This is a genomic window from Actinoplanes sp. CA-252034 (genome assembly GCF_050956125.1).
Classification (GTDB): domain Bacteria; phylum Actinomycetota; class Actinomycetes; order Mycobacteriales; family Micromonosporaceae; genus Actinoplanes.
Genome location: NZ_CP191846.1, coordinates 517,735 through 532,667 on the forward strand (window position 1 = coordinate 517,735; position 14,933 = coordinate 532,667).

Below are 14,933 nucleotides of genomic sequence, written 5' to 3' on the forward strand. Positions count from 1 at the left end.
ATGCGTAACGGGATCAGGATCGTAGTCGTGTCCGGTCACGCCCCTCTGGTGCGTGGCCTCGAGCAGTCGATACCGGAGGCGACCGGGGGTCGTGCCGCCGTCGCCGGGTCGGGTGACGGCGCGGACGTGGCCGGGTTGGTACGAGAGCCCACACCGGATCTGATCCTCGTCGATCTGATGCCACCCGCCGGTGTCGCGGCGGTCGCGGCCGCCCGGGCGGCCTCGCCGAAGACCCGGATCCTGGCCATGGTCGGCGACGGTGACCCGGCGGCCGAGCTCGAGGCCCTGCGTGCCGGGGCGAGCGGCATCCTGCCGCGCGGCGAGGAGGCGGTCTCGCCGCTGCTGGCCGCCCTGGAGGGCTGGGCGGTGATGCCGGCCCCGCTGCTCGCGTCACTCGTCGAGCGGCCCAGCCGCCCGACCGCGCAGGCCGCGACGGCTCAACTCGACGAGAGCGACCAGCGGCTGTTGCGCCTGATCGCGACCGGCTCGTCGACCAGCGAGATTGCCGGCGTGCTGCACGTCTCCGACCGTACGGTCAAACGCCTGACCGCGGCCCTGCTGCGGAAATTGCACGTCTCCAGCCGCACCGAGGCCGCCGCTGTCGCGGGTAGCGCCGGCCTCGTGTGAGCTGTGCCCGACTGCTTCGCCTCCGGCTCGCCTGACCGCGCCGCGGGAGGCTGAGGTCGAGGGCTCCGAAAGCGGAGCCCTCGACCGCAGCGGGCGCGATCAGCCGGTGGCCCGGGGCCGTGACGTGACCGCCGACAGCGGCGTGGCCACCTCCTCCAGGGACTTGCCCTCGGCGTCGATGCCGAGGATCGCCTCGACGACGCCACCGACCGCCATCACCGCGGCGCCGATGAGGAAGCCGATGAACAGCTTGTTCGGGTCTTCGCCCTCGCCGATCAGCCAGCCGTAGAACACCGGCCCGATGGCGCCGAAGCACTGCGCGATGGCGAAGAACACCGCGATCGCCTGCGCGCGGATCTCCAGCGGGAAGATCTCGCTGACCGTGAGGTACGCCGAACTGGCCCCCGCGGAGGCGAAGAAGAAGATCACACTCCACGCGATCGTCTGGGTGATCGCGTTCAGGGCCCCCTGCTGGAACAGCACCGCGGTGATCGCCAGCAGCACGCCGGACAGCAGGTACGTACCGGAGATCATCTTCCGTCGCCCGACCGTGTCGAAGAGGCGGCCGATGGTGAGCGGCCCGATCAGGTTGCCGATCGCGAACGCCACCAGGTAGAGCGGCGCGGCCGTCCCACTCACGCCGAAGAACTTGGTGAGCACCAGCGTGTAGGTGAAGAAGATCGCGTTGTACAGGAACGACTGCGTGATCATCAGCGTCGCGCCCAGCGTCGACCGGGCCGGGTAGACCTTGAACAGCACCTTCAGCAACGACAGGTACCCGTGCGGTCTGCTGGGCTGGATCTCGATCGCCCGTGAGTCGTCCAGCGGCTCCAGCGTCTGGCCGGCGGCCTCGGCGGCCCGCTCGATCTTGGCGATGTTCTCCTCGGCCTCCGCCTCGCGCCCGTGCATGATCAGCCAGCGCGGGCTCTCCGGCAGGTGCCTGCGCAGACCCCAGATGGCCAGACCGATGACCGGGCCGATCAGGAAGCCGATCCGCCATGCCCAGTCGAGGTCCAGGTTGTTCAACAGAATGTAGGTGCCGAGCGTGCCGATGATCGCGCCACCCCAGTAGGTGCCGTTCACACCGATGTCGACCCGGCCGCGGTACTTGGCCGGCATCATCTCGTCGATGGCCGAGTTGATCGCGGCGTACTCGCCGCCGATACCCGCGCCGGCTATGAATCGGGTGAGATAGAGGAAGACCAGTGCGGCCGTGCTGTTTCCCCAGGTCAGAGCGGTGAGGGCGTTACCGGCGAGGTAGACGCCGAGGGTGACGATGAACAGGTTCTTCCGGCCGAGCGCGTCGGAGAGCCGGCCGAAGAACAGCGCGCCGAACACCTCACCGAGAAGATAGACCGTGGCGATCAGGCCGACCTGCGCCGAGCTCAGCGCCAGGGTCTCCTGTTCGGCGAGGACGGGACCGACCGCGCTGGCGACGGTGATCTCGAGACCGTCCAGCACCCAGGCGGTGCCCAGCGCCAGGATGATGCGGGTGTGGAGCGGCGACCAGCTGAGCCGGTCGATACGTGCCGGGATCAGACTCCGAATGGTCCCCGATCCGGAGGTCGGGACGGTTTGCGCCATTGACGCACCTCCACTTGGTGATGTGTCACACGCATACCCAGCAACCTCACAGCTACAACCCGGCACTCGAGATCCTCACGCCGGTGCGCCCCCGGGATCAGACCTCCTCCGGGGGAACCGAGTATCCGGAACATGTCAAGGCGCTCGCTCGCTGCAAAGCGCCTCGATAGCGTTGACGGCACACCATCGGACCGCGGCCCCCCTCGGCGAGGGAGGCCGCGGTTCTGCTGAGGGTGACCATCGCTGGAGGAGGCGCAGTGAGCGAGAAGACCTATGCCGCGTCGTTCGATGCCGGGGCCGCCGAGTGGCTTCGGTCGGGGGAGCCCGGCGGGGAGTATGTGGAGATCGCACGCCTACCCGACGGGGGCGCGGCGATGCGCAACTCCACCGACCCCACCACGATCCTGTTCTTCACCAAGGCGGAGTGGGACGCGTTCACCGGCGGTGTGAACGACGGGGAGTTCGACCTCTGACCCGGGTCGGCGCGGCTAGCGGCGTACGAAGAGCTGGATGTCGAAACCGGAGACCCGCCACGTGCGGGAGACCGTGAAGTCACGCTGCAGCGCGGTCAGCACCGGCGGTGACAGGGCCGAACTGGCCCCGGTCGTCACGTTGTCGGGGATCAGCGCCCACACCCGGGTGTCGCCGGCCAGGGCGGTGGCCACGTCGGCGCGCTCCGGCGTCCAGTAGCCCCCCGCCTCGTCCCGGCTCTGCGCGGCCAGCGCGTCCCGCGGGGTGTCCGCGCCCAGGTAGTACTCGACGGCGATGTCGGCGAACTGCCAGCCGTCCCGCTTGTAGACGATCGCGTCACCGGGCTGCCGCTCGCGGGCGACGACCCGGGCCGCGGCGCGGTAGTCGACGAGCTCGGCGGTGCGCTTCTCGTGCGATCCGCGGAAGAAGCGCTGGTCGGGCAGGCCGAGCATGCCGACGACCAGGACCAGGGCGAGACCGGCCGGCCACGGCGTCCGCGCGAGCGCGACGCCGGCGAGCAGGCAGATCAGCGGGAGTACGAAGAACAGGTACCGCGGGTGCCAGATGGGGCTCATGGTCGACACCGTGACCATGGCGGCGATCGGGAGCACGATCGTCAGAGCACCCACCCGGGCCCGCCGGTCGGCCAGGCCCAGTAGACACAGGCCGAGCAGGAGGCCGCCGACCGAGGTGGAGAGGCTGATCTGCTCCAGGATGTGCAGGACACCCTCCGGGGTCGGCGGGTGGGGCTTCGCGCCGAGTTGGGTGGTCAGCTGGGCGCGGCCGTTCAGCGCCAGAGGGATCAGTGCCGCGCAGGCGACGGTCACGGCGAGCGCCGCGGGCGGGAACGGGCGCCACGAGCGGGTGTGGACGGCGTGGCGGACGACCACGGCCGCGTGACCGGTCAGCAGCGTCAGGGCGACCAGGTGCAGGCCGCCGAGGGAGAGGACGGCCAGGGCGTACGACATCCAGCGCCACCGGCCGCCGTGCCGGAGCGCCTCGACCAGCATCAGCGTCGCGGCGGTCGAGGCCAGCCCGGCCAGGGCGTACGGACGGGCCTCCTGGCCGTACCGGGTGACCGACGGGATCACCGCGAAGAGCAGCCCGGCCAGCACTCCCGCCCGGACCGTGAAGAGCCTCGCTCCGAGCACCGCGAGCAGCGCCGCCGTCGCCGCCACGGCCAGCACGGACGGCAGCCGCAGAGCACGCGCGGAGTCGCCCGCGACGGCCGTCCAGAAGTGCAGCACCCAGTAGTAGGGGACCAGTACCGCGTCGATGTTCTCGGACAGCCGGGACAGAGCGCCGGGGGAGCGGCCCGCCGCGCTGAGGGTGGCCAGCTCGTCGCGCCACAGTTGCGGTCTCTGCAGCTGGTAGCCGGTGACCACGGCGGCCGTCAGGGCCGGCCACAGCCAGTAGAGCCGTCCCGCTTGGAGACGACGCGGCGGGCGCGCCGGCGGGGACGCCACGGGGGACGGCAGATCGACTGCGGTTGTCACCGACCGTTTATAGGTGACCACTTTGAATCATTGATGAACCGGATACGACGGGCGGCGGTCCGGCAGCGCTACGTTGTCGTTGCGACGTAACGCACCCGGTTCGGCCATTCGGATGATCAAAAACGGTCTGATCAACGTCTATTCTCCCCGCATACGTCACTCGCCATGATCGATACGGGGATCCCATGCGCTTCTCTCGGCCCGCGCTGGCCGCCACGGTGCTGATCGGCGCCACCGCGGTGGCGTTCGGCGCGTCCCTAGGCTCCGCCTCGGCCGCCAGCCGCTCACTCGCCGTGTCCTCGGTCGGGGACGTGGAGGTGGACGGCGTCCACGACCGGCTCTTCCTCAGCGACCCGGCCTCGGGCGCGATCCTCGCCACCGACTACGAGGGCAACGAGGTCGGCCGCCTCACCGGCCTTCCCAAGGTACGAGGCCTCGCGCTCTCCGCCGACTCGGGCACCCTCTACGCGGCGGTGTACGGGGCGAAGGCGATCGTCGCCTACTCCACCTCGACGCTGGCCGAGACGGCGCGTCTCCCGCTCGGTGACGCGGTTCACCCCAACTACGTCACCGTGGCCGGCGGCCGGCTCTGGTTCGGCTACGACGCGGACACCGACTTCGTCGACGGCGGCTTCGGCTCGGTGGAGGCCTCGTCCGGCACGGTGCATCTGCACCAGCTGGAGAACAATGAGCTCTACCACTACGCGCCGACCGTCCACTCCACCCCGGCGGCGCCCGGCGTGCTGGTGGTGGCCGACGAGGGCATCAGCTCCGGTCAGGCCAGGGCCTACGACGTGTCCGGTGGTGACGAGGCCAGGACCGCGACCGGCGCCGTGCACGGAACCGACAACCGGGACTTCGCCTTCAGCCCCGACGGCACCCGGCTGATCCGCCTCGGTGGTGGCGTGTGGACCGCCCCGCTCAGCGACCTCGGCTTCACTCAGATCCTGCCGAACTACCTCGGTGTCACGCTCGACGTCGCCGCCGACGGCCGGATCGCGCTGGCCGACGACACCGTCCAGGTCTACGAGCCCGGCGCCACGACCGCGGCGTGGACGGTCGACATCCCCGGTGACCGTCCGGTCATCGGTGGCCTGCTCTGGGAGCCCGGCGCGGACCGGCTCTTCGCCGTGACCGAGTACTACGACGGCCGGACCACCGAGTTCACCCTGCACTCGATCACCGAGCCGCCGCCGGCCCCGGAGCCGTCGGAGTCGACCAGCACCCCGGTCAAGGGCTACCCGGCTGTGACGGTCACCGCGCCGGAGTTCGCGGAGACCTACAAGCCGCTCACCGTCAAGGGCTCGATCACGCTCGTCCCGGTGGGCACCGAGCTGACCGTGACGCGGACCCTGCGCGGGGCATCCGAGGGCACGGTGATCGGCACCGTCCGGACCGGAGCGAACGGCGTGTTCAGCCTGACCGACACGCCGACGGCGGCCGTCGAGACCACCTACACGGTGAGCCTCGCCGCCGGTGAGTACGCCGCCGCGTCCGCCTCGGCGTACGTCATGCTCAACAAGCCGACTCCGTCGCTGACCGTCACCGCCCCCAAGTACGGCGCGGTCAACAACTACGGGGCGACCGTCACCATCACGGCGAAGCTGGGAGCCACCCACAGCAACCGCGTCGTCGAGATCTGGGCCGACCCGTGGGACTCCCAGCCGAACCGTCTGCTCAAGAAGGGGACCGTCGACAGCAAGGGCACTCTGACGACGACTCTGAAGCTGACCCGGAACACCGACATCCAGGCCCGGTTCGCCGGTGACGACCGGTACAACGCGGTGGTCGACGGGATCGCCGTCTACACGCGGGTCACCATCGCCACGACGGTCCGAGGCCACGTCAAGACCAAGAAGGTCGGCTCGGCGAAGTACTACGTCTTCAAGAACTCGCTCAAGCGGAAGCCGCGCTTCGACGTCGCGCTGACCAGGCACACGAACCGGATGTTCAGGATCACGCTGCAGCGGTGGTCCGGCGGGAAGTGGAAGACCGTGCAGTCGCAGCTCCTCCCGGCCGAGAACGACGGCACCACACTGCTCGAACTGTCCGGAAAGTACCCGGCCGGCACCAAGCTGCGGATGCGGCCGGACTACGTCCGCCGCGTCTACGGCGAGAACAACAACCACCCGACGAACGGGACCTGGGTGTACCTCACGTTCGTCAAGTGAGCGCGAACGTGCGTACAAGATGAGGAAGTGACGACGGCGGGCCGGTCATGGTGACCGGCCCGCCGTCCTCATGGGACCGGATCGGCCGTGCCGCCTGGCGGGACGCCGCGGCCGATCCGGTGGCTTCACGCCGGGTCGAGGGCCAGCGCGTCGAAGATGACGTTCGGGCTGAGGAACGTCTCGCCGCTGCTGCCGCTCACCACCGAGATCGACAGGGTGTTGGCGCCGGCCTTCAGGGCGCTCGCCGGGATCGTGAAGGTGTAGGTGGTGTTGACGCCGCGCCACGTGCCCCGGGTGACGTTGCGCGAGTTGAGGTTGGCCGGGGCCGGGGAGGCCGACGCCGGCGAGGTGTAACCGCCGATCGCGACCGCCGGACGCCCGCCCGCGAAGCTCGACGTGGTGGCGACGCGCAGCTTGACGCCGTTCGCCGGCACCGACGACAGGGTGAAGCCGAGCGCCGCCGGCGAGTTGACCGACTTGAACTCGGCCATCGGGAACTTCGCCGCGCCGCCGCCGACCGTGTAGCCGCTCGACTTCCAGGCCGACATCCGGGAGTCCGACGGGTGCATCGTCTCGATCTTGTCGGCGTTCAGGAAGCCGGCCGGGGTGCCGTCGAACGTACCGAGCTGGAAGAGCGTGCCCGCCGCCGGAACACTGCCGGTCATCGTCAGGGCGGTCGTCGCGCCGGCCGTCACGGTGATCGACCTGGTGGCGCCGACGGCCAGCTCACCGGCGTACAGCGTCGCCGTGTAGGTGCCCGGCTTGACGTGGCCGATCACGAACTTGCCGGACTTGACCTGACCCCAGTACTGCCCGTTCGTCCCGGCCAGCGCGACCGTGGCGGACAGGCCGTTCCAGCTCCCCGAGGCGGTGCCGCTGACCCCGCCCCGCTGCGCGTTGGAGAGCATCCCGGGGATGAAGGACGCCAGGAAATCCATGCTGCGAGCGGTCGGCGCCTCGCCGTTGGTGAGCGAGAGGGCGTACGGGCCGTGCAGGCCCAGCCGTAGCGCCTCGGTCTGCTGATGCCCGCTGAACATGTAGTGCGTGATGTTGACCGCGCTGCCGGTGTCGTTGACCTCGATGTCGCGGAAGAACGGGCCACCCGAGGTCATGTCGGTGTACGCGGGAAGGATGAACGCCCCGTGCCCGGTGCCACTGGCGCCGAACGGCTTCTGCGCGATCAGCCGCTGCGAACTGTAGAACTTCGAGGCGGTCCGTCCGGAGCCGCCGGCGAAGACGTCCGAGCCCTCGACCGTGGTGCCGAATCCGCCGGTCTTGGCAGCGGCCGGTGAGGTGGTCAGCAGGGACGGCTTGAGCCGGGCGATGAAGCGGGCCTCACCCGGGTTCAGCGCCTTGCTGATGTTCGTCGCCATGTAGACCGTGTTGTCGTTCTTGCGAGCGAAGTAGTACTGCGTCACGCCGATCGACGTGTTGGCCACGCTCACCAGGATCGAACTGCCGTTGTTGAAGCTCCTGCCGGTCACGGTCGCGGACGACCAGCCGGACTCGAACTGGCCCGCGGCGTAGCCGGACGCGGTCAGCTCGGTGCCGTTGTGCTTCAGCGAGATCATGTTGCCGTTGGTGCCGTTGATCGTGAACGCCAGCCCGGTGCCGGTGTCGAAGCTGATGTTCGCCGCCGCGTTCGCCCAAGGCTGGCCGACGCCCAGCAGACCGGCTCCGACCAGGACCGCCACGGAGGCCAAGCCGGCCGCGAGAGCCCTGCGGCGCTTCCGGGAAGCGGGGCGACGACGTGAGGGGATGGACATGCGACCACCTATGCGAGTCGGGGGGACACCGCATAGGTGATCTCCGGGCGGCAGAAGGTTGCTCGCGGCCCGATGGAAATCTTCAGGACCGGTAGTCCCCAGGTCACGGCACTGTTGGTGGCGTTGGCCGAAGCGCTCCGGGTGGGAGCCGACCTGTCGATCTCCTTTGACATCGGCCGTAGCCCTTGTGCCACGTTCGGCAAGTTGTCAACAATCCTGTTGCGAATCGGCGGGGCCTCATCGCAAGGGAGAAATGCGTGAAACTCAAGACCCGGTGGCGCGGGGCCGCCACCGTCGCCGCGGCCGTCGCGCTGGTCGGCGCCGGCATCGCCACGGCGAACGCGGGCACCACCGACAAGGGCGCCGTACCGGCCCGGACGAACACGATCAAGGACCCGACCGGCGGCCGGACCGGACTACCCGGTCTCGTCAACGCGGCCAACGCCTTCCTCGCCACGCTCAGCGACGTTCAGAAGGCGGAGGTGCTGCTCGAATTCACCGAGGAGAACGCCACCGCCTGGTCCAACCTGCCCTGCGCCGGAACCTGCCGGCCCGGCATCGAGCTCGGCAGCCTCACCGACGAGCAACTCGCCGCGGCCGACTCCGTGCTGAAGGCGGCGGCCGGCACCGGGAACGGCACCGGGTTCGACCAGCTGAAGGACATCGTCGCGGCAGACGAGATCCTGGCCACCGACTCCACCGGCGGTGGTACGCCACCCTCCTCTTCCTCCCCTTCCTCCTCTTCTTCTTCCTCCTCCTCCGACGCATCTGCGGCGCCGTCCACCTCTACCTCCTCTTCCTCGGAGGCATCTGTGGCGCCCGCGCCGTCCGGGGCGACCGGTGGCCCGCCGGGCGGTGGGGGCGGCATGACGTTGACCTACGGCAGTGGCTACTACTACCTGGCGTTCCTCGGCAAGCCGTCGGTCGACGGGACCTGGCAGCTCGACTTCGGCGGGCACCACCTGGCCACCCATCTCACGTACACGAAGGGCCGGGCGGTCAGCGCCAGCCCCTTCTTCATCGGGGTCGAGCCGATCACCTACACCGACGACTCCGGCGCCACGGTCGAGGCGATGAAGGCGCAGAAGACCGCAATGGCCGCCCTGACCACCAGCCTCACCGCGAAGCAGCTGGCCACGGCCACGCTGGACCAGTCGTTCGGTGACGTTCTCGTCGGGCCGGGCGAGGACGGGCAGTTCCCGGAGACGAAGGTCGGCATCGCGGTCAAGAGCCTCACGCCGAAGCAGAAGAAGCTGGTGCTGGCCGCGATCAGGCCGTGGGTCGCGAACGCTGACGACGCCACCACCCAGCAGCTGCTGAAGATCTACGAGAAGGAGCTGGACCAGACCTTCGTGGCGCTGTCGGGTGGGACCGCGCTCGACACACACGGTGACTACGTCCGTATCGACGGGCCGAGCGTCTGGGTGGAGTTCATCTGTCAGACCGGGGTGGTCTACTCCGATCAGATCCACTACCACACCGTCTACCGTGACCACACCCGCGACTACGGCGGTGAGTTCGACTTCTGATCGGCCCCTGGCCGCGCGGCGTCGCGTCGGGCTCCTGATCGACCCTGGTCTCGAAGCGGCCGCTGCACTGAGGGGTCGCGTCGGGCTGCTGCTGAGGCCGTGGTGACACCCGATGACTGGCCGGTGATGCTCATGCCGGAGCGTCACCGGCCCCTCGTGCGGGAGCGTGAGCGGCCGGGCATGCGGGAGCGTGAGCGGCCGGGCATGCGGGAGCGTGAGCGGCCGGGCATGCGGGAGCGTCACCGGCCCCTCGTGCGGGAGCGTGAGCGGCCGGGCATGCGGGAGCGTGAGCGGCCGGTCATGTTGGAGCGTTACCGGCGGCTCTTGCCGGAGCGTTACCGGCGGCTCTTGCCGGAGCGTTACCGGCGGCTCTTGCCGGAGCGTTACCGGCGGCTCTTGCCGGAGCGTCATCGGAGCTTCAGGCGGGCTGACGGAAGGTCTGAACATCAACGGTTCGACCGGCACATGGATCGAGGGCGGCGAGTCGGTGGTCGGCTGCCTTCGAGGGGTGGTGGTTCAGCGGCCCGTGGTCTTGAGGGTGGTGGCTCGGCGGATGGCCGCCTCCACGGCGGAGCGGGGGCTGGTGAGCACCGGCAGGCCCGGTAGCAGAGCCGCCGCACCCGCCATGCTGGCCTGGGCCAGCACGATCACGTCGGCGGTTCCGGCGATCGTGCGGACGTGGGCGGCGATCTCCTCGTCGTAGGCCGTCGGGTCACCGGCCTCGAAATGCCGCCAGGCCGTCAGGCATGGGGACGGGATCAGTGTCACCGGCCGGTCGGCGACCGACCGGATCAGCGCGATCGTCGGCTCCAAGGTGGACTCGACCGTGGCGACGACCGCGATCCGGTCTCCGGCGGCCACCGCCGCCTCGGCCATCGGGCGGTCCAGCCGCACCACCGGCACCCTTGCGGTGGTCTCCGTGCCGGGCGCCTTGGCGGTGGTGGTTTCCGGGGCGGGCGCCTCGGTGGTGGTGGTTTCCGTGTCGGGCGTCTTGGTGGTGGTGGTTTCCGTGTCGGGCGTCTTGGTGGTGGTGGTTTCCGGGGCGGGCACCTTCGCGGTGGTGGTCTCCGCGGCGCCGCCGATCGTCGAGCAGGTGCAGACGATCAGGTCGGCACCGGCGGCGGCCAGCTCCTCCAGCCGCCCGGCCAGCCCCGGCGCCGCACCGGTCCGGCGGGCGTCGGCGAGCAGCGCCTCGTCGACCAGGTGCAGATCGTCGAGGCCCGGTGGCGCCAGCTCGGCGAACAGCCCCCGGAACGTGGCGACGTGCACCTCGGCCGTGTGCAGGAATCCGATCGTGGTCACTCGTGGACCACCCTTGCCTCCGTCACCCCACGTGCCCGTGCCACCTGCGCCGCCTCCTCCTCGACCCGTGCGACCTGATCACGGGTCAGCTCGCCGAACGTGGTCACCGTGAGATCCACCCGTTTCCGCCCGGCCATCCGCGCCCGCCACACCCCGGCGATCTCGCCGTCGATCAGCAGTGCCCCGGGATTGCCGAGGATCCGCCACACCTCCTTCTGCCGCTCCCGGCCGGGCACCAGCAGGTCACGGTCACGAGCCTGGAGCAGCGGATCCATCGGGGGCAGCCACCGCACCCCATGTGGCCCGGGCGCGGACTCCAGCAGCTCGGCCGCCGATGCGGGCAGCCAGGCACGGCGCCCGTCCACCCGGACCTCGGTCAGGCTCGCCGACGGCCACACCGCCTTGATCGCCGCGGTGCTGGTGCCCAGATATCTCGCCACCTCACCCGGCCCCGCCGGGCCGAGGAACCGCAGGTAGGTCTCGATCAGCCGGTCGACACCCCGGTTGGCGCGGGGGAGCGCCGGGGCATCGGCGAGGGGGCCGATCATCGCGTCCTTGCCACGGGAGAGCACCTCGACACCACCGGCCAGCCCGGCATGCTGCCACACGTTGCCGGCGACGTGACGGGCCCCGCAGGACCGGCAGTCGTAGGTCAGCTCGGCGGGCACCCGGCGGCTGATCTCGGTGCTGGCCTCCCCGCGTGGCATCGGGCCGGTGAGCACCTCCCGGAAGGCCGAGGCCGTCGCGGTGAACGCGCGCACCCCCAACCCGCCGGCGGCGGGGATCTGGCCGCTCTTGATCCGGGCTGCCGCGTCGTCGTCGCCGACCGGCCACAGCTGCTCGACCAGCGCGGGCAGGTCGGCTCGGCGGTGCAGATGTGGGGCGCCGCGCGCGGCCCACACGGTGACGAGCCGGTCGTCGTCGGCGTCGGCACCGCTGCGGGCCGCGAGGGCGACCCGGGTCGAGTCAGGTGTGTACTCCTGGACGCCGAGGTCGAGCACGGGCAGGTCGGCGGGCCGGTCGCCGGAGCGGTCGGCCAGGCCTTGAGCCACGATCCGGTACGCCATGACGCGCTCACGATCCACGTCGATCATCAGCACCTCCTCCTCAGCGCCGACCGTACCGCCGGGCTGCGACATTTTTCCGGCGATCGTCCTGTGGACCGGAGCGGTTCTCCACGTACTCCCAGGTGTCCAGGGTGGCCGGCCCGTACGGCCCGCTCTGCTGAATGGGTGGCTCGGCCGCCGGGCGGTATCCGCAGCGGCGCGCCACCGACGTGCTCGCGGTGTTGCCGCGGTCGATCCGCAGCAGCAGCCGCCGGAGCCCGAGGGTGTCGAAGGCATACGTGGTGAGCAGGGACAACGCTGCCGAGGCGAGACCGCGTCGCCGGTACGGCAGCCCGATCAGGTAGCCCAGCTCGGCCTCGTGAGCCTCCGCCGCGACATTGAAGAGCAGCACCTCGCCGAGTGGCCGGCCGCCGTCGGTGGTGATCGCGAGCTGGATCCGGCTGCCCCCGATGCGGCCCTGCTGGGCGCGGCGCAGATAGGCGAGCCCGGCCTCGACGTCGAACGGTGACGGCATCAGCGTCCAGCGGGCGATGCCCGGCTCGTCGAGGAGGGCGACCAGGTCGTCGAGGTCCTCCCAACGCCACTCCCGCAGGATGACGCCGGTCCCCGTCAACCTCAGCGGGTAGGGCAGCGGGCTGACGGTCACCCGTCCAATCGTGCCGGTAAGACCAGCTTTGGTGCTAGTGGCGATCGATATGAATGCCGTGAACGATTCCTTACCGTCCACCGGTCGGATCACGGACACCTTTTCGGGGTGCCAAATCGCATCATGTCCACACCGATGCGCACCGGGCGATCGCCTGTGGACACCGCTCAGGCGCGCTCCGCCGTGATCTCGAATCCGGCGTTGCGCAGCCGCGTGACCAGCGCGTTTCCGATCGCGGTCGCCGGGGTGAGCACCCCGCCCTCGACCTTCGGCAGTTCGTCGGTGTCGAAGGCGAGCGCGAGAGCGGACTCGCCCAGCATGACGGCCGTCGCGGCGTACCCCGGATCGCCCTTGGCCTTGACCCGTGCGCGATAGCGCGCGCCGGACGTGGTGGTGGTGAAGAGGTCCATGGTGAAGTGGCCGTTGCGCTGGGTGTCCTCGCTCGGGCCGGCGCCGGGCGCGGGCAGGAAACGGTCGAGAACGAACCGCAGCGGTGGCACGGCGAAACCGATGACGAGGGCGTTCATCCCGGTCTTGACGATCGTGGCGGCGAGGCTGCTCTTCACCCGCATGACCTCGCGGTAGCGGAACCCGCGACCGTACGCCCAGCCGCGCAGCGCGTTGCTGCGCCGCACGACCCGGGTGTTGTAGGACGCCATCACGAACGGCGCGAGGTGCCCGCGGACGCTGGGGTCCACCTCGGATCCGGGAAGGGTGAGCATGTCGGGTTGACGGCCGAGGTCCGGCTCGGCGCTGCGGTCCGGGCTCAGAGAGTACGGGCTGGCCCCGATCTTGCGCAGCCGGGTGTCCTTCTTCATCACGTCGACCTGGTGACGCATCGAGTCGATGGTGCCGCCGCTGACTCCGCCGCGCATGCTGGTCACCACGAGTGTGGTGTCGGTGAGCTCGCCGGCGCCGTCGCGGCTGACCTGCTCGTGCAGGACGTGCACGCCGATATCGGACGGAATCGAATCGAAGCCGCAGGAGTGCACGATCCGTGCTCCGGTGCGCCGTGCGGTCTCGTGGTTCTCGTCGATGCTGTCCCGGGCGAAGAGCACCTCACCGGTGAGGTCCACGTAGTCGGTGCCGTTTTCGGCACATGCGCGGGCAAGTGCCCTGCCGTACTTCGCATAAGGCCCCACGGTGGTCACCACGACTCGCGCGCGGCCGGCCATCGTGGTCAGGGCTTCCGTGTCGTCCGCGTCGGCGACGACGACGGGCAGGCCGAGGCCGAGACCCTCCAGTTTCGCCGCGGAGCGACCGCCCAGCGCGAGTCGTGCGCCCTCCGGCGCGTGCTCGGCGAGATAGCGCGCCACCAGCGCGCCGACGAAACCCGAGGCGCCGTAGACGATCACGTCGAATTCGCGCTGTTGATCGCTCATGGCTGCCGATTGTGCACCCTTGGTGGAGTGTGCGCACCTGTTGCGCCACGCCGAGATCGGCACGTTAGCCACACAAAGGAAGATCAAAGCAGCTAATTTGTGACCTACAACTCCATTGCCGCGTATCGCATAACCCACCAGCAGCGCGGCGAAATCGATAGTCCGCAAGAGGGCGGGCACCGTGGCCGGAACGCCGAGTCCAGCCGCCGACCACGGTTCGACGACACCACAGGCATGGAGCGGGGGACCCAAGAGTTCCTCGGCGCTACGGCGCCTCGGGGTGAAGCCGCCACCGCGGCCGGGCACCTCTGCCCGAACCCGACAGCTGACCTCGTAGGCGTGGAGGACAAGCTCATGGCTCACATCGGAAAACAACTCCATCGCGCGATCGGCCTGATGGCCGCCGGTCTCGCCGGCAGCGTGGCCCTGGCGGGGCCCGCGAATGCCGACATCAACTGGGACGCCATCGCGCACTGCGAATCCGGGGGCAACTGGGGTATCAACACCGGAAACGGCTACTACGGGGGCCTTCAGTTCAGCCGGAGCACCTGGCGCGCCTACGGCGGGACGAAGTACGCGTCCACCGCCAACCGGGCCAGTCGGTCGGAACAGATCCGCGTCGCCGAACGCGTGGTACGCGGGCAGGGCATCGGTGCGTGGCCGACGTGCGGACGTCGGCACGCCTTCACCGCGGCGTCGCGTGGGGGTGTCCGCAAGGCGCACCGGGTGAACCGGTCGTCGGGAAGTTACGTGGTGCGGCGCGGGGACACCCTGGCGCGGATCGCGGCACGCAACGACGTGCGGGGCGGCTGGCGAGCGCTTTACCGCATGAACTCGGACGTGCTGCGCAGCCCGCACCACCTGCGGGTGGGGCAGCGCTTGAAGTTGTGAG

At 70.0% G+C, this 14,933-nt stretch carries 12 protein-coding genes and 1 riboswitch; of the genes, 5 read left to right on the forward strand and 7 right to left on the reverse strand.

Annotated features, from left to right (window positions below; all coding sequences use genetic code 11):
* Positions 1-27 precede the first annotated feature (27 nt).
* Complete coding sequence (locus tag ACQPZW_RS02405) at positions 28-627, forward strand: LuxR C-terminal-related transcriptional regulator (RefSeq protein WP_433793207.1); 600 nt, start codon at positions 28-30, stop codon at positions 625-627.
* Positions 628-726: 99 nt separating this feature from the next.
* On the opposite strand, the gene ACQPZW_RS02410 is transcribed toward ACQPZW_RS02405, so the two are convergent.
* Positions 727-2,211, reverse strand: a complete 1,485-nt coding sequence (locus ACQPZW_RS02410) for an MFS transporter (RefSeq protein ID WP_433793208.1) — start codon at positions 2,209-2,211, stop codon at positions 727-729.
* A gap of 257 nt (positions 2,212-2,468) precedes the next feature.
* On the opposite strand from ACQPZW_RS02410, the gene ACQPZW_RS02415 reads away from it, so the two are divergent.
* Positions 2,469-2,684, forward strand: coding sequence for a DUF397 domain-containing protein (locus tag ACQPZW_RS02415; RefSeq protein ID WP_433793209.1), 216 nt, complete (start codon positions 2,469-2,471; stop codon positions 2,682-2,684).
* 15 nt (positions 2,685-2,699) lie between these two features.
* Here the strand turns inward: ACQPZW_RS02415 and ACQPZW_RS02420 are convergent, their stop codons facing one another.
* Complete coding sequence (locus tag ACQPZW_RS02420) at positions 2,700-4,178, reverse strand: glycosyltransferase family 39 protein (protein WP_433793210.1); 1,479 nt, start codon at positions 4,176-4,178, stop codon at positions 2,700-2,702.
* Positions 4,179-4,363: 185 nt separating this feature from the next.
* Here ACQPZW_RS02420 and ACQPZW_RS02425 point away from each other — a divergent pair, with 185 nt between their 5' ends.
* Positions 4,364-6,349, forward strand: coding sequence for a YncE family protein (locus ACQPZW_RS02425; protein ID WP_433793211.1), 1,986 nt, complete (start codon positions 4,364-4,366; stop codon positions 6,347-6,349).
* Positions 6,350-6,474: 125 nt separating this feature from the next.
* Here ACQPZW_RS02425 and ACQPZW_RS02430 read toward each other — a convergent pair whose 3' ends face one another.
* Positions 6,475-8,115: a rhamnogalacturonan lyase B N-terminal domain-containing protein gene (locus tag ACQPZW_RS02430; protein ID WP_433793212.1), complete on the reverse strand. Its 1,641-nt coding sequence runs from the start codon at positions 8,113-8,115 to the stop codon at positions 6,475-6,477.
* 257 nt (positions 8,116-8,372) lie between these two features.
* Here ACQPZW_RS02430 and ACQPZW_RS02435 point away from each other — a divergent pair, with 257 nt between their 5' ends.
* Positions 8,373-9,644, forward strand: a complete 1,272-nt coding sequence (locus ACQPZW_RS02435) for a DUF3500 domain-containing protein (protein WP_433793213.1) — start codon at positions 8,373-8,375, stop codon at positions 9,642-9,644.
* Positions 9,645-10,160: 516 nt separating this feature from the next.
* Here ACQPZW_RS02435 and ACQPZW_RS02440 read toward each other — a convergent pair.
* The 4 genes from ACQPZW_RS02440 to ACQPZW_RS02455 all read right to left on the reverse strand — a co-directional run bounded on the left by ACQPZW_RS02440 (position 10,161) and on the right by ACQPZW_RS02455 (position 14,041).
* Positions 10,161-10,946, reverse strand: a complete 786-nt coding sequence (locus ACQPZW_RS02440) for a hypothetical protein (RefSeq protein ID WP_433793214.1) — start codon at positions 10,944-10,946, stop codon at positions 10,161-10,163.
* Positions 10,943-12,040, reverse strand: a complete 1,098-nt coding sequence (locus ACQPZW_RS02445) for a DNA glycosylase AlkZ-like family protein (protein ID WP_433793215.1) — start codon at positions 12,038-12,040, stop codon at positions 10,943-10,945. The genes ACQPZW_RS02440 and ACQPZW_RS02445 overlap by 4 nt, the downstream gene beginning before the upstream one ends.
* 13 nt (positions 12,041-12,053) lie before the next feature.
* Positions 12,054-12,659, reverse strand: coding sequence for a GNAT family N-acetyltransferase (locus tag ACQPZW_RS02450; RefSeq protein ID WP_433793216.1), 606 nt, complete (start codon positions 12,657-12,659; stop codon positions 12,054-12,056).
* Positions 12,660-12,826: 167 nt separating this feature from the next.
* Entirely contained in the window at positions 12,827-14,041 is a 1,215-nt protein-coding gene (locus ACQPZW_RS02455; protein ID WP_433793217.1) for a saccharopine dehydrogenase family protein, read from the reverse strand.
* Between the two features lie 208 nt (positions 14,042-14,249).
* Positions 14,250-14,396: riboswitch (cyclic di-AMP (ydaO/yuaA leader) on the forward strand.
* Between ACQPZW_RS02455 and ACQPZW_RS02460 the strand changes: the two genes are divergently transcribed.
* On the forward strand, positions 14,381-14,932 hold the full coding sequence (locus tag ACQPZW_RS02460; protein WP_433793218.1) for a transglycosylase family protein: 552 nt from the start codon (positions 14,381-14,383) through the stop codon (positions 14,930-14,932). Its footprint overlaps the riboswitch before it by 16 nt.
* Position 14,933: the final 1 nt, after the last annotated feature.

Bases quoted from the DNA above. Each gene is read 5' to 3' on its own strand.
- ACQPZW_RS02410 (WP_433793208.1), bottom strand. From the start codon at position 2,211: ATGGCGCAAACCGTCCCGACCTCCGGATCGGGGACCATTCGGAGTCTG.
- ACQPZW_RS02425 (WP_433793211.1), top strand. From the start codon at position 4,364: ATGCGCTTCTCTCGGCCCGCGCTGGCCGCCACGGTGCTGATCGGCGCC.
- ACQPZW_RS02430 (WP_433793212.1), bottom strand. From the start codon at position 8,115: ATGTCCATCCCCTCACGTCGTCGCCCCGCTTCCCGGAAGCGCCGCAGG.
- ACQPZW_RS02445 (WP_433793215.1), bottom strand. From the start codon at position 12,040: ATGATCGACGTGGATCGTGAGCGCGTCATGGCGTACCGGATCGTGGCT.
- ACQPZW_RS02455 (WP_433793217.1), bottom strand. From the start codon at position 14,041: ATGAGCGATCAACAGCGCGAATTCGACGTGATCGTCTACGGCGCCTCG.